The sequence below is a fragment of the Enterococcus sp. DIV1420a genome (assembly GCF_051712165.1).
Taxonomy (GTDB): domain Bacteria; phylum Bacillota; class Bacilli; order Lactobacillales; family Enterococcaceae; genus Enterococcus; species Enterococcus faecalis.
This window is the reverse complement of sequence record NZ_JBIOOI010000002.1, coordinates 1,008,771-1,029,724: the sequence shown is the minus strand read 5'-3', so window position 1 is coordinate 1,029,724 and position 20,954 is coordinate 1,008,771. Positions and strand designations below refer to the sequence as shown.

20 protein-coding genes are annotated in these 20,954 nt (G+C 36.0%); 6 read left to right on the top strand and 14 right to left on the bottom strand.

Translation table 11 applies throughout. The annotated features are described in order from the left end of the window. Nucleotides 1–19: 19 nt before the first annotated feature. The 6 genes from IGI80_RS16300 to IGI80_RS16275 all read right to left on the bottom strand — a co-directional run bounded on the left by IGI80_RS16300 (nucleotide 20) and on the right by IGI80_RS16275 (nucleotide 6,306). Nucleotides 20–415 carry a hypothetical protein gene (locus tag IGI80_RS16300; protein ID WP_002361986.1) on the bottom strand — a complete coding sequence of 132 codons (396 nt, stop codon included), beginning with the start codon at nucleotides 413–415 and terminating at the stop codon, nucleotides 20–22. 47 nt (nucleotides 416–462) lie between these two features. Beyond that, nucleotides 463–1,479, bottom strand: a complete 1,017-nt coding sequence (adhP, locus tag IGI80_RS16295; protein WP_033659021.1) for an alcohol dehydrogenase AdhP — start codon at nucleotides 1,477–1,479, stop codon at nucleotides 463–465. 208 nt (nucleotides 1,480–1,687) lie between these two features. Continuing rightward, on the bottom strand, nucleotides 1,688–2,668 hold the full coding sequence (locus tag IGI80_RS16290) for a DUF916 and DUF3324 domain-containing protein (RefSeq protein WP_002379535.1): 981 nt from the start codon (nucleotides 2,666–2,668) through the stop codon (nucleotides 1,688–1,690). A 98-nt stretch (nucleotides 2,669–2,766) separates the two neighbouring features. Further along, on the bottom strand, nucleotides 2,767–3,318 hold the full coding sequence (locus IGI80_RS16285; RefSeq protein ID WP_002357217.1) for a hypothetical protein: 552 nt from the start codon (nucleotides 3,316–3,318) through the stop codon (nucleotides 2,767–2,769). Continuing rightward, a complete protein-coding gene (locus IGI80_RS16280) occupies nucleotides 3,311–3,670 on the bottom strand; it encodes a hypothetical protein (RefSeq protein ID WP_002397402.1) in 360 nt (119 codons plus the stop codon). Before IGI80_RS16280 ends, IGI80_RS16285 begins: the two co-directional genes overlap by 8 nt. Beyond that, nucleotides 3,646–6,306, bottom strand: a complete 2,661-nt coding sequence (locus IGI80_RS16275) for a bacterial Ig-like domain-containing protein (RefSeq protein ID WP_438724180.1) — start codon at nucleotides 6,304–6,306, stop codon at nucleotides 3,646–3,648. Before IGI80_RS16275 ends, IGI80_RS16280 begins: the two co-directional genes overlap by 25 nt. Nucleotides 6,307–6,533: 227 nt before the next feature. On the opposite strand from IGI80_RS16275, the gene IGI80_RS16270 reads away from it, so the two are divergent. Next, a complete protein-coding gene (locus IGI80_RS16270; RefSeq protein WP_002394536.1) occupies nucleotides 6,534–7,991 on the top strand; it encodes a helix-turn-helix domain-containing protein in 1,458 nt (485 codons plus the stop codon). A 108-nt stretch (nucleotides 7,992–8,099) separates the two neighbouring features. Further along, complete coding sequence (locus tag IGI80_RS16265) at nucleotides 8,100–10,022, top strand: FUSC family protein (RefSeq protein WP_438724179.1); 1,923 nt, start codon at nucleotides 8,100–8,102, stop codon at nucleotides 10,020–10,022. Between the two features lie 184 nt (nucleotides 10,023–10,206). Here the strand turns inward: IGI80_RS16265 and larE are convergent, their stop codons facing one another. The 5 genes from larE to IGI80_RS16240 form a co-directional block, all read right to left on the bottom strand. Continuing rightward, a complete protein-coding gene (larE, locus tag IGI80_RS16260) occupies nucleotides 10,207–11,043 on the bottom strand; it encodes an ATP-dependent sacrificial sulfur transferase LarE (protein ID WP_002374609.1) in 837 nt (278 codons plus the stop codon). A 105-nt stretch (nucleotides 11,044–11,148) separates the two neighbouring features. Beyond that, nucleotides 11,149–11,862, bottom strand: coding sequence for an ABC transporter ATP-binding protein (locus IGI80_RS16255; protein WP_002394538.1), 714 nt, complete (start codon nucleotides 11,860–11,862; stop codon nucleotides 11,149–11,151). A gap of 1 nt (nucleotide 11,863) precedes the next feature. Next, nucleotides 11,864–12,649, bottom strand: coding sequence for an energy-coupling factor transporter transmembrane component T family protein (locus tag IGI80_RS16250; RefSeq protein WP_085366425.1), 786 nt, complete (start codon nucleotides 12,647–12,649; stop codon nucleotides 11,864–11,866). Beyond that, the gene (gene cbiM / locus IGI80_RS16245) at nucleotides 12,649–13,635 is read right to left on the bottom strand and encodes a cobalt transporter CbiM (protein ID WP_002361997.1); all 987 of its coding nucleotides are present in this window, start codon (nucleotides 13,633–13,635) and stop codon (nucleotides 12,649–12,651) included. Before cbiM ends, IGI80_RS16250 begins: the two co-directional genes overlap by 1 nt. 18 nt (nucleotides 13,636–13,653) lie before the next feature. After that, nucleotides 13,654–14,310: a Crp/Fnr family transcriptional regulator gene (locus IGI80_RS16240; RefSeq protein WP_002361998.1), complete on the bottom strand. Its 657-nt coding sequence runs from the start codon at nucleotides 14,308–14,310 to the stop codon at nucleotides 13,654–13,656. Between the two features lie 159 nt (nucleotides 14,311–14,469). Between IGI80_RS16240 and larA the strand changes: the two genes are divergently transcribed. The 4 genes from larA to larD are packed head-to-tail and all read left to right on the top strand — an operon-like array spanning nucleotide 14,470 to nucleotide 18,521. After that, a complete protein-coding gene (larA, locus tag IGI80_RS16235) occupies nucleotides 14,470–15,744 on the top strand; it encodes a nickel-dependent lactate racemase (RefSeq protein WP_010826125.1) in 1,275 nt (424 codons plus the stop codon). Between the two features lie 37 nt (nucleotides 15,745–15,781). Continuing rightward, complete coding sequence (gene larB / locus IGI80_RS16230; protein ID WP_002362000.1) at nucleotides 15,782–16,525, top strand: nickel pincer cofactor biosynthesis protein LarB; 744 nt, start codon at nucleotides 15,782–15,784, stop codon at nucleotides 16,523–16,525. Next, a complete protein-coding gene (gene larC, locus IGI80_RS16225) occupies nucleotides 16,522–17,796 on the top strand; it encodes a nickel pincer cofactor biosynthesis protein LarC (protein ID WP_438724178.1) in 1,275 nt (424 codons plus the stop codon). The genes larB and larC overlap by 4 nt, the downstream gene beginning before the upstream one ends. Before the next feature lie 14 nt (nucleotides 17,797–17,810). Continuing rightward, nucleotides 17,811–18,521 carry a D/L-lactic acid transporter LarD gene (gene larD, locus IGI80_RS16220; protein WP_002357197.1) on the top strand — a complete coding sequence of 237 codons (711 nt, stop codon included), beginning with the start codon at nucleotides 17,811–17,813 and terminating at the stop codon, nucleotides 18,519–18,521. A 203-nt stretch (nucleotides 18,522–18,724) separates the two neighbouring features. On the opposite strand, the gene IGI80_RS16215 is transcribed toward larD, so the two are convergent. From IGI80_RS16215 to IGI80_RS16205, 3 genes are read right to left on the bottom strand one after another with little or no spacing between them, the layout of a single operon-like run. Then, nucleotides 18,725–19,594 (bottom strand): PTS system mannose/fructose/sorbose family transporter subunit IID, encoded by an 870-nt coding sequence (locus tag IGI80_RS16215; protein WP_438724177.1) that lies wholly within the window; start codon nucleotides 19,592–19,594, stop codon nucleotides 18,725–18,727. Further along, nucleotides 19,569–20,420, bottom strand: coding sequence for a PTS mannose/fructose/sorbose/N-acetylgalactosamine transporter subunit IIC (locus IGI80_RS16210; protein WP_002357194.1), 852 nt, complete (start codon nucleotides 20,418–20,420; stop codon nucleotides 19,569–19,571). Before IGI80_RS16210 ends, IGI80_RS16215 begins: the two co-directional genes overlap by 26 nt. Before the next feature lie 33 nt (nucleotides 20,421–20,453). Next, nucleotides 20,454–20,951 carry a PTS system mannose/fructose/N-acetylgalactosamine-transporter subunit IIB gene (locus tag IGI80_RS16205; RefSeq protein WP_002357192.1) on the bottom strand — a complete coding sequence of 166 codons (498 nt, stop codon included), beginning with the start codon at nucleotides 20,949–20,951 and terminating at the stop codon, nucleotides 20,454–20,456. Between the last annotated feature and the right edge of the window lie 3 nt (nucleotides 20,952–20,954).

The following is a 20,954-nucleotide window of genomic DNA, read 5'->3' as shown; positions in this document are numbered from 1 at the left end:
GGTGTTGATTACTCGTTTTTTAGTGATTGATTTGACTTGCTGGTGTGAAAAGCAAACTAATGATGATGCCAACTATCAGTACCGCTAGCAATATAAAAATTAACTTTCCAAACCGGTGATAGGGATTGATCGAAAGCCCAATCCCATAAACTTTCGGAACCCACAAAGGAGGCGTTGGATTATCTTTTTGATCTTTATAGGCTATCTTTAAAATCTGCCACGCAAAATACAACAATGGTAAAACCATAATTACCCCAACTATACCTAGCCATTTTGCTAATAAGTCACTAGTATGCAAAAGACTGATTGTCAGAATTGGTACAAACAAAAGAATAAAGCTAATTGTGGCTCCCACTTGTGCTTGTTTAAGCAGTCGTCTCTCACGGAGAGTAAGATTCGCAAACATTCCATCCATCCTTTCATGGTTTTCAGATTAAATCAACGAATCACTAAAAAACTAAATTAACTGCGAAAATCAATGACCATGCGCCCGCGAATTTTTCCTTGTTCCATTTCTTCAAAAATAGCATTAATTTCTTCTGGTTGGCGTGTTTGACAAACAGGAACAACTTTTCCTTCTGCACCGAATTGGAAAGCTTCGCTTAAATCTTGACGGGTTCCAACTAACGATCCGACTACGTGAATGCCATCAAGAACAAGACGTGGAATAGATAAATCCATTGTCTCAACAGGTAATCCAACGGCGACAACCGTTCCTCCCGCACGGACTGCATCGACTGCGCCATTAAATGCTGATTTAGCTACCGCAGTGACTACTGCTGCATGGACACCACCAATTTCTTTTTGAAGTTGTGCAGCAAAATCAGGATATTTAACTGGATTAATTAAAAGATCAGCACCCATTTCTTTCGCAAAAGCTAACTGATCATCATTCACATCAACAGCTACTACTTTTGCATTAAAGACATGCTTGGCATATTGTAAAGCTAGATTACCTAGCCCACCTAATCCTGAAATCATTAGCCATTGACCTGGACGAATCCCAGATTCTTTTATCGCTTTGTAGGTTGTTACCCCTGCACAAGTAATAGAGGAAGCTGGCTCTGATGCTAAATTTTCTGGCACTTTCACTGCATAACCGTCTGTGACGATGCATTCTTCGGCCATGGCACCATCAACTGTATATCCAGCATTTTTTACTGAACGACAAAGCGTTTCTCGACCAGAAGTACAATATTCGCAATGCCCGCAGCCTTCATAAAACCATGCAACAGATGCACGATCACCAATTTTTAAACTAGTAACGTCTTTTCCAACCTCCGTCACAATACCAATTCCTTCGTGACCTAAGGTACAACCGCTAACATCGCCAAAATCTGCATTCTTAACGTGTAAATCCGTATGACAGACACCACAGACTTCCATTTTCAACCGCGCTTCATTATCTTTCAATGGACGCGATTCTTTTTCAACAATTTTTGTTGTTTTTCCTTTTGCTGCGACAATTGCTTTATACATGGTTCTTTCCTCCTTGTTTCTATTGTGAATCATTGAACAATAATAGTATAATACTACTTTCCAAAATAAGGAACACCAATGACTTGCGTAAATTAACGCTAATTTGACAATTTATCCTTGCTAGACAGCTATTCTTCCCTTATGTCATAGATAATTCATACTGGCATGATTTTTTCTGCATAATTGTCAACTATTTTAAAGGCAGGTTTTACAACCTCATTTTCCCCTTCTTTTTTCCCAAGATATAGCAGACGGTACCTAAAATAACTAGAATTAAAAAGGCCATGAGGTACTTAAGCCAGTGAAGGTTTTTGACTTTATGATCAACAGAACGCTTATTATACTGATCAGCTTGCTTTTTGTTTATCGTGAAATCTTTTGAGAACGTCCAGCTCCCCTCATGGTTTTTCAACTTAATGGTATAGGTATAGTCTCCAGGTTTAAACGAATCTTTCAGTAAAATAGGTAGGTCAAACCTTGTGTTTGGTGCAAAACTCAGATTATTTTTCTTTTCGTGAATGATCGTTTTGTTTGTTCCTTTTTCTTTAACAAAAAAATCTCCTTCGACTTTTGACAATAACTTCCGCTGTGGATTTTTAATTTCCATCGAAACAGTATTGTGGCGGTTAATTTGCCCAATTTTAACAGAACCACTTTCCAATTTTGCAGGTATGGTCTCTGCTGTTTCATTCACCCGAATAGCAATCGTATGCATATAAACATTTTGAATCCCACCCTTGCTTTGGTCCCCAGCTATCTCTACAGGTCGAATCGTCACTCCACCTAATAAAATTCCTGAGAATAACTTTTCTGGCATCGTTATTTGAAAATCAATCGTTTGTGATTGTTTACCAGGAACACTAATGTCCTTCCTATTGGGACTAATCAAATCACTAAGTACCAAACTCATCGATGGATCTTTTTCAAAGCTACTTTTTGTATAGTCAACTATCCCATTACTATTTGTTGTTGCTGTATTTACCTGAACTTTAAATTTTTGAGGGTTCGGCGTAGTATTGGTTATCGTTAATTTGAATGTATCTTTTTGTTTCGGAGTTAATGTCATATCAAAAAAATTACTGGTTTTGTTATTTTGAGTTGCTCCGAAAACGGGTGTGACTGTATACGCATTCGCATTGTCAATTGTTGCTGAACTATTGGTATTAGACGGATCTGCCCAGGCACGCATCGCTCCACCTAAACAGAGAATAGTCAATATAAAAAGTATCTTTAAAATTCTTTTCAATTTATCTGCCTCGTTTTCTTACATCGTTTTATGTTAAATTCTTAGGCGGGTGCTCCATCGATGGCATTCCAGACGATGGTCCCAGAGTAGGTATTTGCAGCAATACTTTTAGGTATATTTAACGTTGCATTTAAATCGGCTGTCGTGACAGTGTCTGATAAACGGATATCACTTTTATCTAGCGAAATAATGGTTGAAGCATCTGTGGTTAAATCAACGCCCGTAAAGGTACCTTTTTCAGAAGATCCGTCAGGTTTTTTAGTGTCTAAATGAAGTGTCATTCCGTCTAAGCCGGTGACACCTTTTCCTTTATCTTCTAAATTCGCTGTCAGATACCAACCTGTATTCGTTGTCCCACGATTATCATTAATGATAAGTTGCGACTTGCTTTGATCTGGTTGCGTATGATCTTGGCCGTCTTTTGTCACCGTCCCAAAGTTAATTTGTGCTAATGGTGTAATGGTTAATCCGCCACCCAAAACCGACACATTCGCTGTAGTATTGGTATTATCAGCCGCATTCACAGTTTGTTGTCCAATTAAAAAAATCCCCGTTCCTAAAGTGACAGTTAAACCAATTATTTTTTTATTCATTATTTTTCCTCTTTTCTTTATAAAGTCCAACGATTAATGTACTTCCGAGTACCACGATTCCTAAAATCGTCTCTTGAGACGTAATCTCGTTTGTTTTTGGTAAAAAATTAGGTTGTCCTCGTGAAGTTGGCATATCGTTAGTCTGAGGTATAAGCTCATTGGGATGTGGAACAATATCCTCACTCTCTTTCACTATTACCATGACTTTTGTGCCAGCTTGTGCGTCAGTTGTCTTGTCTTCAGCTTGTGCTTGAATTGGCAAACCGAGAATAAAGGCAACAAACAATAAATCATAGATAAACCATTTCACAGCTATTCCCTCTTCCCTTACGGTGTTGCTTCTAAGTTCCAAATTAACTGAGCTTCATATTTATCAGCAGGTGTGACTTTTGAAATAGTTAATGTGGGCAATAATTGTAATTTCGTCAAAACTTTTTTATTTTTGATAGATTGGTTACTTACATCAGCTACTAATTGTTGCTCATCGTTAACCATAATATTTTGCTCAGTTGTTACATAATCGACTGACTTTGGATTTAGCGTGAGATCAAGCCCTGCGTCTTTCCACGCTTGTGTTTTCTGATCATTTAAATTATAGGCTACTTCAAGCTGCCAGCCAGTTGTCCGATTAGGATCCCCCGTATCTTCAATGTTCATCTCACAACTTTTTAATGTCTGTGTTTGATCTTGGCCATTAAATTTTACGTTCTCAAAAGGCATTAGTTGTTCAGATAAGTGATAAAAGTCTAGACGATTAGAGTAATAGTAGGTCCAATCAACAGTAATACTTTTACTAAAACCTACTATTTTAGAGATATCATAAGTAATTCTATAGATGCCTGCTACTTCATCGTTTACCTGCTTAGGCGTATAGCGAATCGTTATCTTACTATAAGGAATGGACTGTCCATCATTATCTGTTGCACTATCAAAAAGACGTTTTGGATCGAAGGGCGTCCCCACAGAAAAGCTGCCGTTATGTGCACCAATATGAGCTGAAGAGGGAATGACTTCTAGTGCAGTCTGCGCCTCTAATCCTAGGTAGTTATAATCAATTTCATATTTACCAACCACTTTTGTATCCACCGCATCTACTGGGACCTTTTGCTCTCCGTCCAGTTTATATATGGTGACACTTACGTCTCGAAAATCACCTTTTTTACCATCTGGTGTTTGTAAGCTAGTCACTTCACTTTCTGGTTGCCATTGAGTATATTGATAAATCGTATCTTGAGATTTAACTTTAATTTGCGCTTGATCAATGTGCACAGCTAAACTTTTCTCATTTGAGTAGCTTTTAGATGTATCATCAACATCAAGAATTCTAAATGTTAATGTGTAATCTCCTGAAGTTGGTAAAGCATCTGCTAAACAGTTAAAACTAACGCAATCATCTGTGACTGGTAAATTTTTTAAATCTTGCTCCCCAATTTTATGAAAATCAGTTTGGACAGCACCTGAAATTTTTTCTTCAATCTGAACTTTTCTAGTTGTCGGAGCCTTAACGGTTAGTTCTACTGGTATCTTTTGTTGCGGGTGAAATGTTGTTTGACCTTTAACAAAAGCTGCCTTTTCTAAACTTGGCACTTGGTATGGATCTGTTGTGACGCGCATATATGTTTTATCTGTGGGCTCTGAAGAATCCGTTCCTGGCGGATTGACTAACGGCAGCCCACAACCATCTTTGCCACTAAACAAATAAGTTGTTAACCCGTTTTGCTGTTGTGAAGAGACATTCACATTGGCCTTAGGATCAACTGTGTGAGTATGAAAATTAACTACGCGCGCAAACCGTTGAGCAACATACCCATCTGTCCAATTAAGCGGATTGTCTTGTCTTTGGTTCATCGTAAACTTTGGTGATAAAAAATCCCCTGGTAACATCGTTTTGCTTTCAGGTATTTCAGGATATTTAGAGGCATCTTGGGTATTGTAATTGGATAATGGATTGTCTTTATCGCCGCTGTCCCATGGCGAGATATAAGAAGACCAAGTAGCCACTTTTCCAGTGATTCCAGTGATAATTTGATGATTCAAATTATTTGGATCTTGCTTTGCTGCTGCCGCTAAACTTGTCGCACGTAACCACATGTCCGGACTAAGCAATATCCAATTATGATTAACCGTATTCGTTGTATCTGATTCGTAAGTTCGACCAAAAAAATCTGCCGACAACGAAAATTGATCACTTTCAGTGCCATCCGACAAAACATTTGATACTGGTAAGCGATGTTTCGTTAAATTTTTATTGAGGGAATAATCCTTTGAATCGCCATCCTTCATTAAAGTAGCTACATCTAAATCAAAATGAAGTTCAAATTTTATGGCCGATTTGTCAGGTTCATGTCGCCAAATTTCATAAAGTTTAGTAAAAGAAAAATTAATAGTGTCCCCCCGTTCACAAAACATCACCTGATGCTCAGTATCAATTCCGCTATAATCTTGATCAGGATCACCCCATCCCGGTGAACCATCTTCTGAAGAACCGTTAAACGTCCGCATTCCTTTTGTGTTAACAATTGGTATTTGTGTGTTTTTTTGTCCACTAATTGAATAAAAATTTTCTGGATTATCCGCAAAAGCCTTGTCATAAGCCGCTTTAAAATTATCTGCACTTATATTTTCTGGCAAATGAAACATCAGTCCATATTGCATTCCTACAGTACCAAAAGAAAGAAACTTCAATGCTTCTGTATGAGAAGTGTCCACTGTTCCGTATAATTTTACGTGTAATTTTCCTCCAAATGATCCATCAGGACCACTACCACCGTCATGGCTTATCTCCATTCCATAAGGTAAATCAGTTCTCAAATCAATGGCTATCCCTCCCGCTTGATAGAGCGAAGCTGCCTCGCATTCTTGAAAATGCACGCTCAAAAAACAAGAAATCGATACCAATAGTAGACAAGAGTAAAAGAAATAAGCAATGCTTTTTTTTCTTTTGTAGGTTGGCATTTTCATTTTTAATTGTTCGTTGATTTTTTTCATTGCTTACTCACCTTGACCTTTTTTGGAATTAGAAACTAAATAATAATTATTCTAACTACTGCTAGCTTATCAACATTGAAATTGCTTTGCCACACACAATTAATGTATAAGGCTGTACATTAATTGTGATGGCCGCTTCTTATTGCGCTTGTGTTAACATATCAATACAAAAATTTAAAGAAAGTAGACTACAATGAACCTAAATTTTACTTTTGGAGGTCCATAACATGTTTCCATCCTACCTAACGAATGAGCTAGAAATTTTATTTTACATAGTGAAGCGAGCTCATACGTCATTAAATGAAATTTCTTCCAATTTAAAAATTTCAAAAAGAACGGTCAAGGAAAATCTGATAAAAATAAATCAAGAATTCGAGGATACTTATCAAATCCAACATTTTATTGTCTCTAACAATAATGGCATTGTTTGTGTAAATCCAGCGTACCGAAAAAGCGCGGTCGAATACGCCTACACGTTAAAACTCAATCTTTTAAAAAACAATGTACAATTTAATTATTGCGTACAATTGGTCACACATTCTTCCATTGATAAAAACGAATTAATTAAAGTTTTATATATTTCTGAACATTATCTGGTAAAAATCACGAAACAACTGAATAACTTTTTTAAAATTTTTGATATAGTAATCGTTAGTATTAAGGGTATTTATCAATTAACTGGCAATGAATTATCGATTCGAGTGTTTTCTTTCATTTTCCTACAAGATTCCTTTCAAGAATTGGCTTGGCCTTTCTCTAAAATAAGTCTTGAAGAAATAAAAAAAAGTCTACCCGATGAACTTCTTGAACGATCCTATAAAAATGTCCGAATGAAGAAAAGAGCGTTTTATATTTTATATGCGATATTTAAAACTAGAACAAGTGCACAAAACTTCTTAAAGATGCCGCACTCTAAAAACCTGCATTCTTTTTTTATTCTGATCAATCAATACAGTCATGTGACTTTATTTTTTCTTGAACACTCTTTCGCTGACATTCAATGCGAAACAAGAAAAACTGAAATTTTATACTTTAATTTTTTATCTCGCATTTTTATCCCTTATATCTTTTCGGAAAAGCAAACGAAACAAATAGAAAAATTATTTATAGAATCTAACCATCCTTATTGTGTCTTATCAAAAAAATTATTTAAGCAAGTAGCCTACTTACTGACAAATCAGCATGATTATCAATACGTTTACTATCTTTCTATTTTTAATGCTTGGTACTTTTTAACGGAGGGCAATTATTATACTTTTTTAACACTTTATTTACCGCAGCCAGAAATTTGTACTCCGTCAGATGTGGCATACTTTAATCGAATAAAAGGAACGGTGGCAAAATTAGTTCACCAAGAAACGCATTTAGAGTTACTCAGTCAACTGCTTTACACATTGTCTGTGTCCGAAAAAAAAGTACAAGTGAGAATCTATTTACAAATTATCAAAGATTTTTATGCAAGTTATTTTATTAAAACACGGTTATCCTCCTTATATAATACAAACGCAATCTCTATTACCGAAGACTTCACAAATGCGGATATCATCATCACAGATTCCTTCGAAAAAGCTACTTCTAATCAAGATATTTTCTACTTAGATTCCATTGAAAATGAAGAAAGTTGGCATGAGCTTACAGAATTTATTCAACAAAAATATATGGCTAAACTTAATGTTGGCTTATAATTGTGAGTTTTCTTAAAAAGAGCAAATTTGAAAAAAAATTTTAGAGGTGTATACTAGCAGAGGAATAATTTTTTAGCTTTTAATAAATTTTTAAAGAAGGAATGTTTTGTGAAATTATCTATCAAAAAATTTTTTGAGGTCTTCTTAGAATCGTCTTGGGCGTATAGTCGTCCTATACTAACTTTTGATACAAGACAGAACTGGTTTGCTCTTGTTCTTAGTATCATTATTGCAAATGCTGTTGGTGCTGTTCTAACAATAGTCTTTCCTTTCGCTTTTGTTTTAGTAAATGTTGGTAGCTTTTTGGGCACTGTAATTTGTGTCTTACCACGACATAGCTCTCCACAAAGAAGTGCCATAGATGGTATTTTAATGATTTTTCTTGGTGCCAGTCTGGGGATACTTTTACAGTCGTCAAGTATATTCATTATTTTATTATTCGTCCTTGGTTTGTATTTTTCAGGGATTGTGAGAAACTTTAGTATTGGTCTGTATATTCGATGTCTCTTTGGGACCATTTCTTTACTAGCTGGTGCGCAATTAAAAGGCAATTTGTCTATTGGTCAAACTTTTGAAGGTCTGGGTGCAATAATTTTAGGTATGTCCATCCTTTGTTTGTTCTATTGTCTTTATTCTAAGCCGCAAAATAATGAAGCACGAAAATTAGTAGCCGATTTATATGAACAATTATATTTATTAGCACAAGGAAAACCCGCACGCTATGTCCATTTCAGAATAAAAGTACGCGAATCTGTTGAAACAATGCCCTGGGTCAATCATCAAAAAACACCATGGATTTATCCCTTGGTTTCACAAGCAGATGCAATTGCAGGCTCGTTAGATTCAACCAATGCAGCTGAAAATCTTCCTGCTTTAAAAGCAATTCAACTCTTTTTAAAAGGAGAACAATTAACCCTACCTCTTCAAGAATTTGCTTCAGCAAACACCGAAATAAAATCAGCAATCCTTCTGATACAAAACGAACAATCCTTTAAAAAAATCTCATTTAAATCTTTCTTACCCACAAAAGAAGGACTTGCAGAAGCCAAAGAGATCCTTCATTCTTACAAAGGCAGCTCTGCTAGATTCGCAATTCGTTTAGCTTTAACAGGTTTAGTGTGTCATTTTTGTTCGCTTATTCTTAATTACATGTACCCTTTGCCTTTAGCTAATCACGAATTCTGGGTAGTTATTTCTGGTTGTTTAATGGTTATGCCAGGTTATCATGGTACACTCGGTAAAATCACTTCAAGAACTATTGGTTCTATTTTAGGTGGTTGTTTAGGCATTTTTTTGTCTCAATTAATTGCTAACTTAACAAACCTAAATCCTTTATGGCCAATGCTATTGTCTTGTTTGCTAGTTATATTGTATGAAACCGTCCGTAAATTAAGTCAAGCATTTCTAATGCTAAGTGTGACCACTTGGTTAACTTTCACATTAGGTGGTAGTTCTGCAGGCTATACAAGAGTTTTTGATGTAATTATTGGTGCGCTGATTGCTTTTGTTATGTTTTTTATTTTCCCAACATGGCATAGTCAAGTATTACGTAAAAATATCAATAGTTGGTCAAAAACGATCAGCTCTATTTTGCTAGCGTTAATCAATGAAGAGACCACGTTACCAAGTGATGCTTGGGTACTAGCTTATCGAGTACAACGTAGAGTAAACTATTCTATTCAAGAAATTGTTCTTGAATCTCCTATTTATAGTAACGATGCCTCTGCTGAAAGCTTAATGCAACAAAAACAACTAAATGATCAACTGTTGGAAATGCAAACTGCTATGGAAGAGCTTCTTTTAGAACTTATGAAAACACAACACTACTTAAAAAAATTAACGCCAGTTAGGCCGGACACACTAAACACTGAGTTATTTAACTATTCACAGCAAATACTTTCACTCACGAATCCCAAAAATAATCGACTAATCAACCAGTCCAAACAATCCATTTATTTTCCTCAAATTGAACAATCACTGGTAATCTTAAAAAATTCTACAGCTAATTTCTTTTTAGCAAATATCAAATGATTAAATAGACAAAAAGCCTAGGAAAAATCCAAAGGGAATTTTTCCTAGGCTTAAAAGTTAATAAACTACTGGCAGAGTAATCAATGAAAACAACCGACCTAATCGAGCAGAAAACTTGGTTTTTGTAACGGAATACCCCTGTCCTGACTCCGTTACACCGACTCAATTTTATAAACTTATCTGTCTAACATTCACAAAAAACTTTTTTTTCAGTTTCTGTGAGGATATCATTCATTCGGCCAGATTTAAATCCTTCTAAGTCAAAAGTTACATAATTAAATCCTTGTTTTTTAAGATAATCTGCAATTTTTTCTCTGTTTTCTAATAACAGAGAAAGTTTGTCTTCTGGAATTTCAATCCGTGCTAAATCATGATGTGCTCTGACACGGACAATTGGAAAACCTATTTCCCGTAAATATTTTTCACTAGCAAATACTTGATCAATAGCTGAGCGTGTTAACTTAATGCCATAAGGAATTCTTGAAGCAATGCTACATGAGGCAACTTTACTCCAATTGGAAATACCTGCGTCTTTAGCAAGTTGACGTATTTCAATTTTATATAATTTAGCTTGTTGTAGCGGACTGATGACCCCTTCTTGATCTCTTGCTCTTAATCCAGGACGAAAGTCAGTATTATCATCCATAATCATCCCATCGGCCAGAACATCAAATCCCTCTTTCTGAATAGCCGAACGAATAGTTTTATATAATAATTTTTTACTGTAGAACCAGCTATTAGGGTTATTTGCAACAATTCTATCATCCGCTAATTCGCTCATTTCAAGGCCTAACACATTTGCTCCCAACCCATTAGCTAAATCAACCGCTTTATCAAACTCATCATCAGAAAATAATTCTGAATTTACAACAACCGCAAGTACATTTTCAGCACCTAAAGTGTCCAAAGCTTTTTTTAGCAAGTAAGAGCTATCAATTCCACCTGAATATGCAACAGCCAACTTATCCATTTTTTGTAACTCGCGAACTAAATTTTGTTCTTTCGTTTTCATGACAGACATTTAAACCATCTCCTATTGATTTTCTTTTACATAATTAATTATAGACATCTCCACATTAGAAAAAATCACGATTCATAGTATCAATTATTGTCAATATTTGTACACTTAATACCGTTTTAAATGTTGTAACAAGTTAGCATTGGCTTCTATCTCTTCCTTTGAGTACCTTGTGACAACCGAATCAAACAATAAAATGGAATCAGCTTCCTCGCAAATACTCAAATAGTCATGGGTGGAAAGGATAATTGTTTTACCAAGTTGATGCAGATTTTTTATTATCTTTTTAAATAATTTTTCCGATTCTTTTGTCAACCCAGCAAACGGCTCATCTAATAAATACACGTCTGGATTCATTACTAACAGACTAGCAAAAGCCACTTTTTTCTTTTCTCCTCCCGATAATTGATAAGGCACTTGATTGCTTAAATGGGTAATTTTTAATAAATTCAAACAATCATTAATTCTTTTTGCTGTTTCATGCTCGGATAGTTGGAGCTGTCTAGGGCCAAATGCCAATTCGTCATAAACTGTTGCATTAAATAATTGTGTGTCCGTCTCTTGAAATAATATACCCAAATGAGCATAATACTTCTTTTTATGAATAGGGTCTTTTTTCCAGGCCGTTAATGATTGTTCCATAAAATAAATCGTTCCCTCGGAAGGTTTTAAAAAACCTGCGAGCAAATTTAAAAAAGTGGATTTGCCACTGCCGTTATCTCCCATCAAAACCAGATATTCTCCTCTGGCTATTTCCAAATTACAAGGCGAAAAAACAGGCTTCGTTTGATAGCGATAAACCAAATGATTTACTCGATACATATTAGTTCCTCCCTAAATAAAGCAACCCCCCGAAAAATAAAAGATAGGCAATACTAACCAAAAAATCTTTCGTTTTTAATGGTTGCTTTACTCGATAATATTGACCAGTATATCCTCTTGCTTCCATCACCATGTTCAACTTTTTCCCATACGTAAAAGATTTTAAAGAAATAAGACTGATTAAATTACTACCCGTACTCAACTGGATATTCCCACCAACTGCTCTAGCTTCTACAGCGGCAAGCAGTTGGATTAAGAGATTTCCAAAGAAAAAGATATATTTAATCGTAATATCTAATTGTAAAAGTATTATATTCGGAAAATGAAAGATTTTTAATGCTGCTATAAATTGATTCATGTTGGTTGTTTCCATATATTGACTAATCACTATGGCTAAAAAAAACAAATGAACAATAAATAATAAACTAAATTGACCTAAAAAAAAGATCGGTAAATAGATAATCAGCGGCATCAAAATGAGGATACTAGCTTTTTTGACAATGTTTCGTAGAATAGTTGGTTTTTCAACTAAAAGTAACATGCCTAGGTAGATGCCTAAGAGCCACAAAACAAGAACTTTTTGTGTAGTGCTGATTAAAACAATTAGTAAAAAAGTACTGATCAGTTGAATTGCTGGGTGTATATCACTGAGAATAGTCTTATTGCGTTTCCCACTCACCTGAAATTTATTTAATAAAAAAAGGATTCCTTTTCGATTTTTAAGCATAAAGGTTTCTTTTTTATTAGGTTCAAAGGACGTGGAAGATTCTTTCATCCATTCAGGCATCAACTTTGCCTTCTTCCATTAAATAAACGAAAAATGAGTAAAAAAACGATTATGGCTGTTACGCCACTTAAAATATACCCAAGTGCTAATGGCAGTCCTGGAATAAAGTAATCACTGAAAAGTGCATGAAATGAAAAACCATTCACCATACCTTTTGGTTGTACTGCAGGCAAATGATTCTGTTTTAAATTCTTGACTAATTCAGATAAATCCCATTCACCCCAAGCAGTGGCATGATCAATCAAACCTAATGGACATAAAATTACCATGACCAATAACAGTCTCTTTAATCGCAACAACGGAGTCCTTTTCTTCTTTTCTTCGATAAAAATTGCATCTTTTGACACACTTTTTACAAAATTATAGACACACACGGTAAAGAGACCTTCAACAATTCCTATTACTAACAGATGGACACTCATCATTGCTGGTATAGTTATAGAAAGACCATATGGGTTATAAAGTGGCGTACCATTCGCTTCATGGAATAGTAAGGGTTGGATACCTAATAATACAGAAGTAGAAAATGCCGCCACATTTACACCAAGATACCCAGCTAAGAAAAGACCCATTGTTTCAAATTTTTTTACACGCGTAACTAGCTTATAAACTCCATATCCCACGAATGGCATCACAAACGCCATAGAAAAGGCGTTTGCACCAAAAGCTAATATACCACCATCACCAAATAAACAAGCCTGTAATAGTAAAGCCACCGAAACAGACAGCGTCGCGGCCCAAGGTCCCATCAATAATGCGATGAGAACAGCCCCAACAGCGTGCGCAGTTGTTCCACCAGGTACTGGCAAATTAAACATCATTATTAAAAATGACAAGGAGGAGGAAATCCCTAACATGGTCCCTGTATCTTTTTTTAATTTAATTTGAACGTCAACTTTTTTTACCGCGCGGTACCAGACAGGTACCATAATCGCGCCCATCACTGCGCAAGTTTGTGGGCTTAAATAATTTTCTGGAATATGCATGTTCGTCAGACTCCTATCTTATCGATCAATATAATCAGCTAAATAACTTTGATCGTAAATCACAATTTTTTGTTTTTTGATATCGATGACTTTTTCCTCTTTTAAATCATGGATAATTCGGTTTACGCTATTTCTCGTTGAAATCCCGCAAAACCCCGCAATATCCTCATTAGTTACTTGAAAATCAATTAATATTCCTTCCTCTGTCTGTACACCAAACAAATCAATTAATTGGTAAATAAAAGTACAAACAGCCCCTTTCTTACCATTCATTGTCATATTCTGTAAGGAACTAATACTCTCCGATAATTTTGCTCGGTAGTAATCCCGTACATAATCTTGAAGAACAGCATCTTCTCTAACATATTCCCAAAATACAGTCCTTGGTATCCGATAAAAGCTAGCCTCTTCCGACTCAATGCGGATATTAAAAGGAGCAGATGTATAATTTGATACTTCATCACGTAACAATGAAATAATGTCAGGAGACACAATATACGACAGATTAAATTCTCGTCCATCCTTTAAAATAATACTCGTCTTAACGACCCCTTTCTTTAATACATAGGTGTACGCTTCCTCCAATCCATGATAAGCGAGATAAGTATGGCGTTTTTTTTTGATAATCGGCGTCTTCTTTCTATCTAAGAAAGCTGTAAGATAATCTGACTCCATAATTGTCACTCCTTTGACTAAGTTTCTGTTTGATTCGTTAACTATTATAAACACTCTCACCAACCTTTTGTTAGCAAATGTTACCCACAATAAGGACTGTGTGATTCCTAAATTTCATTATACTTAGTCTCGTAAAATATTACTTAGGAGATGATTGCTATGGTAGAAATTAACCTACCTTATGACAAGAAAATGATTACTGCAAGAATTCCCGATAAAAATTTTATTGGGCTTCTCGAATCAAAAGCTGAACATTTTTCAAATCCATATACTGAGAAAGAAACAGTCGAAAAATCGCTGGACAATCCTATTGGAAGCCTTCCATTAGAAGAATTAGCTAAGGGTAAAAAAGACATTGTCCTCATTAGTTCCGATCACACACGTCCCGTTCCTTCACATATTATCACCCCAATTATTTTGCGTAGAATTCGTTCAGTGAACAAAACAGCTAGAATCCGAATTTTAGTTGCTACAGGCTTTCATCGCCCTTCTACACGAGAAGAACTGATTAGCAAATATGGTAAAGCGATTGTAGAGAATGAAGAAATCGTTATGCATATGTCTACTGATGATTCCTCAATGGTCAAAATCGGTCAACTACCTTCAGGGGGCGATTGTATCATTAATCGCATTGCAGCAGAAGCAGATTTACTGCTGGCCGAAGGGTTTATTGAATCACACTTTTTTGCAGGATTTTCTGGTGGACGTAAATCTGTTTTACCTGGAATTGCTTCTTATAAAACCATCATGGCTAACCATTCTGGAGAATTTATTGATTCCTCCAACTCACGGACAGGAAATTTAACGGATAATCCGATTCATAATGACATGGTCTACGCTGCCGCTAAAGCGAATCTAGCTTTTATTGTTAATGTCGTTTTAGATGGTGACAAAAAAATTATTGGTTCCTTTGCAGGCGATATGGTTGAAGCGCATAAAGTTGGTTGTAACTTTGTAAAAGAAATTGCCCGTGTCAAAAAAATACCTTGCGACATTGCGGTTTCAACGAATGGCGGATTTCCACTTGATCAAAACATTTATCAAGCAGTTAAAGGGATGACCGCTGCAGAAGCAACCAATAAAGACGGCGGTGTCATTATTATGGTCGCTGGGTGTCGTGATGGTCACGGTGGTGAAGGTTTTTATGAAAATATTGCCAATGTTAAAAATCCAAACGAATTTTTAGAAGCAGCCATCCATACACCACGATTAGAAACCGTGCCAGATCAATGGACTTCGCAAATTTTAGCGCGAATTTTAGTTCATCATCATATAATTTTTGTTTCAGATCTTGTTGATCCTGAGCTTATCACTTCGATGCATATGGAAATAGCAAAAACGTTTGATGAAGCATTAGAGCGAGCATTTGAAAGAGAAGGTCTAAATGCAAAAGTGACTGTGATTCGAGATGGCTTGTCTGTCATTGTAGAATAATGATCCTTGAGAAATCAGGAATAAGGAGCGTTGTATTATGCAACCGAAAGAAATTTTAGGAGCTTTTAAAGAGGGAAAATTATCTTTAGAAGAAGCAACAAACAAATTAAATGGCTTTTGCGAATTAGACTTTGCAAAAATTGATACGCAGCGCAAAGAAAGAACTGGGTATCCAGAAGTCGTTTACGGGGAAGGGAAAACAATTGAGCAACTCATCAAAATTATCAATAGCTTAAGAAAAGAAAACAATACAATCTTAGTTACTCGCGTTTCACAACAAAAAGCCCAACCTTTAGAGTCGAACTTTCCTCATGGAACCTACTATGAACTTGCACGTTGTTTCGTTATCAACCAAATGGAGACTACAACAAAAAACTATATTGCGATAGTTACTGCTGGAACGTCAGACATGTCCGTTGCTGAAGAAGCAGCAATCACTGCAGAAACTTTCGGGAATCAAATAAAACGTATCTATGATGTAGGCGTTTCTGGCATTCATCGTTTGTTCGCTCACCTAGATGAGATTCAACAGGCTTCGGCGGTTATTGTGATTGCAGGCATGGAAGGCGCACTGGTGTCCGTGTTAGGCGGACTAGTTAGCGTGCCAGTGATTGCCGTCCCTACTAGCATAGGCTACGGCAGCAATTTCCAAGGACTGACTGCTCTTTTAGGAATGCTAAATAGTTGTTCCTCTGGCGTTAGTGTAGTCAACATAGATAACGGGTTTGGTGCCGCTTATAATGCAAGTATGATTAATCAAATAAAGGAGTCTTCACTATGAAAAGCTTATTTTTAGAACCATTTTCTGGTCTTAGTGGTGATATGTTAAATGGATTGTTGCTTGACTTAGGCGGGGATTTAAACAAACTGTTAATCGAATTAAAAAAACTTCCCATCGATGGGTTCACCATTCAAGCCCAACGAATTGCTAAAAGTTGTATTTACGGAACAGATTTCGATGTTCTCCTACAACATGGAAAAAAGGATTACGGTATAAAACACAGTCTCTCTCCTCACCACGAAAATGAACATCATGAAACGAAAGAACATGCACATCATCATAGCCATTCTAGAAATTTAAAAGATATTTATACATTAATTGAAAAAAGCGACTTGTCCAATTTTGTAAAAAAACATAGTAAAAATGTTTTCTATGACATTGCAAAAGCTGAAGCTGCTGTTCATCAACAAACAATTGACACTATTCATTTTCATGAAGTCGGAGCAATTGATTCAATTGCTGACATCGTTGGCTTTTTTATCTTATGGGAACAGTTAGAGATTGAACAAGTCTATTCAACGCCAATTACAGATGGAAGTGGCACTATCACAATTGCCCATGGAGTCATGCCAATACCAGTTCCTGCGGTGATGGAATTACGTAAAGAAACAAATTTAATCATTCAACAAGACTTTGAGATAAAAACTGAACTTGTCACACCGACTGGCTTAGCTATTTTTAAAGAACTTAGTCCTCTATTTGTCGCACCAGAACAACGATTAATTGAAAAAATAGGTTACGGATTTGGCAAACGGGAAACAGGCAAGTTCAATGCCCTCAGAGGATCAATCTTTACTGAAACACATAGTAAAAAAAAGAGGACAGAACACCATGACCAAGTCTTAAAAATTGAAACAAATATAGACAATCAAACTCCTGAACAGTTAGGTTACGTAATGGATCTATTATTGGAACATGGTGCTCTAGATGTTTTTTTCACGCCCATTCATATGAAAAAAAACCGAAGTGCCATTCTATTAACGGTTTTAACAACAACAGAGGAAAAAGAATATTTTACAGAACTACTCTTTAAACATACTTCTACAATTGGTATGCGTTTTCAAACAATGGAACGTAGTGTGATGGACCGTTCTTTCAAAATCTTGGAAACACCTTTTGGTAAGGTCCATATTAAAAAAAATCATTATCATGGCCTATTGAAAGAGTCTATTGAATACCAAGATTGTGAACGAATTGCTAAACAATATAATTTTACAATCGAGGAAGTCTATCGCCTCGTCCAAACATTAAATAACAAAACTATTGATTAAAGGAGCTTTATCTTATGTTTCATCATATCTTATCAGAATTTATGGGAACTGCATTAATGATCGTATTTGGGGTAGGTGTTCACTGCGACGATGTCCTAAAACGAACAAAATACGCTGGTTCTGGTCACATGTTTGCAATCACTACTTGGGCTTTTGGAATCTCTGTTGTTCTGTTCGTCTTTGGCGGAGTCTGTATTAATCCAGCAATGGCCCTCGCTCAAGCTATTTTAGGAATGATTCCATGGTCTTACTTCATTCCCTATGTCATCGCTGAAATGTTAGGCGGCATTTGTGGCGCCGTCATTGTTTATATTATGTATGCTGATCATTTCAAGCTATCCGCCGATAGTGTCGATCCAATCGCTATTCGTAATATTTTTTCTACAAATCCGAACCAACGAAATTTACCAAGAAACTATTTTGTTGAAACTTTTGCAACATTCATTTTTTTAACATCTATTTTAGCGATTGCACATTCCTACGAAACACAACTACCCATTGCTGTTGGCTTGCTTGTTTGGGCAATCGGCATGGGGCTAGGTGGTACTACAGGATTCGCAATGAATCAAGCACGTGATTTAGGTCCTCGTATCGCCTATCAACTTTTACCAATCAAAAATAAAACCAATAATGATTGGCAATATGGGTTGATTGTTCCCGGAACTGCACCGTTTTTAGGAGCCATTTTTGCGACACTTTTCGTAAAATTTTTCCTAAAATTCTAATAAACCAACTAAATTTCTAAAACAAAAAAATATATAAAATAGAAGCTAGTCTCTAAATTTCTTCTATTTTATATATTTTTATTTTAATCACAAGATTCTTTCTGTGTCTTAGAGAACAATAATTTAATTTATTAGCTTTTTCGTCATCGATTTTCTGCAAAAGTCAGTTTGCTCTAACAGTTAGAGTCCTTTTTGGTGATTGTTCAGTAAGTTAATCCTGGATTGAAAATACCTAATAAAACGCCAACGAGAGAAATAACAACTAAAATAAGCATCGTCCAAATAGCGGAAACATGTTTTTTGGACATTAACCACCAACAAAACAAGGTAACAAGTATCGTTAATAATCCTGGATAAATACTGTCAATTTTATCTTGCAGTTTAAGGAAAACTTTTCCGTCAGCACCTATTAATTTAAAAGAAGTAGTCACATTTACCCAAGATGCAAGGACCCCACCGACAACCATACTACCAATAACTCCGATAGCAACTCTAACGGCGGCTCCTTCTTTCCCAACTAAGAAACTTACTGCTTTATCGCCAAAATGATAGCCTCTAAAATACAAAAAGCGTTGGCCAAAATAGGAAATTAACGTCCAAACAATAATATAAAATATGGCACCAATTGGCGAACCGCCCGTGGACATTCCTAAGGAAATTCCTAACAAGATAGGAATCAAGGTACCATCAACTAACGAATCACCAATCCCTGCAATTGGCCCCATTAATCCTGCCCTCATATCATTAATGGTTTCTCCATCAATTTCATTCTTACTTGCTCTAGCCTCTTCCATACTAGCAGTCACACCAACAATGACCGTTCCAAGCATTGGATTTGTGTTAAAAAAAGCTGTATATGCTTGAATGGCTTTCACTTGGTCTTCATGTTTTGGATAAAGTTTTTTGATAATAGGAAGCATTGAAGAAAGATAGCCGAACGTTTGCATATGCTGTTGTGAAAAACAAGTTAACGCTCCCCAAAACCATAAATGAAAAGAATGCTTTAACGTTTTTTGGTCTAATTTATTTGCTTTCAACTCTTCCATCTCATATGTCCTCCTCTTCGTCATCATTCGTTAGACTTCCCGTTGAATCAACCAGTTTAGTATTGTTTTTAATCAAAGCAATTTTATAAAAAATTACAGCAAAAAGAAGCGCAATAATCGTTATTGAGACTAAATTGAGTTTTAATGAAGCAGCTAATGTGAACCCTACAAAAAAAGGTACAAAATCAATGTTCTTATTAACAATTTGACGTAACAAAATTGCAATTCCCACACACGGAAGCATGCCACCTACAGTAAAAAGCGTTTTCATTGCAAGACCATCCATAGGTAATGCATCTCTCATTGCTGTAACAGCCGTAGCCCCAAAATAGGTTAAAATCACGGTTGGCAAAAAGGAAAAAAGTAGATGAGAAATCCACGGCCAACCAAAATTAATGGCATATAAATGATCAAGCTTGCCTTTTTTTATATCTTTCCAACCAAACGATTGCCAAACTAAATTTAACGCGGCAACAGAATAAAATAATACCGTTCCGATCGTTCCAACTAATGTGCCGACCGATTTAGCCAGGTCGGCTGCAGAGCCGCCAAGTGGATCTAACCCTTTGGTCGAAATCGCCACCATCGCCAAAGGAATCCCGATATATGAAATTGCCCGCACATCAGCAGACACTGTGCCTCCAGGTGTGACCAAAGCAATGTAAACTAATTGCATTGCTACGCCACAAGCGATTCCTAATTTTAAATCTCCTAAAATAATGCCACAAACTAATCCGCCGACTAAAGGACGCCCAATCGTATAATTTCCCACCGCTTGTCCAGCCATACAAGAATTTGAACACAGACAAGCAAATAGGCCTAAAATAGCCGCTTGTATCCAGTTGATTGTCATAATACTACTCTCCTCTTTTCAAAACTTCTAGAATCAGTAACCAAATTTAGCTTTAAAATGCGCCCAAGAACCAATTCGTTGATCAGGTAACAAGGCAAAATCCACTTTGTAACCAGCCTTTTCAATTTCTTCAAAAGCCGCTGCTTCTTCTGCTGTAAAGGATTGGTTATCCCCTAATTTAATTGTCCCTTCGCGATCATTCCCCGGTCCAACATTAATCATTTTTACTTCACTTGGAACAAAATGCCAATCTACCAAAATTTTTTTCATATCCAAAGGGCTCTTTGTAATCAAAAAGTATTTTGACTTAGACGCTAATACTTTATCCTTTACATCAAAAAAATGCGCCATTGTCCAAATAAAGGTTTTTTTATCTTGTGCAGCTGCTTTATATGCTTCCTTTAAAATAGGGTTACTTGCTGCTTTGTCATTCACAGCTATAATGCCATCACAAGGCATTTCTTTAGTCCAACGTAAAGTAATTAAGCCATGAATCATTCGATCATCGATTCGAACAAAAGAAATTGACATGTT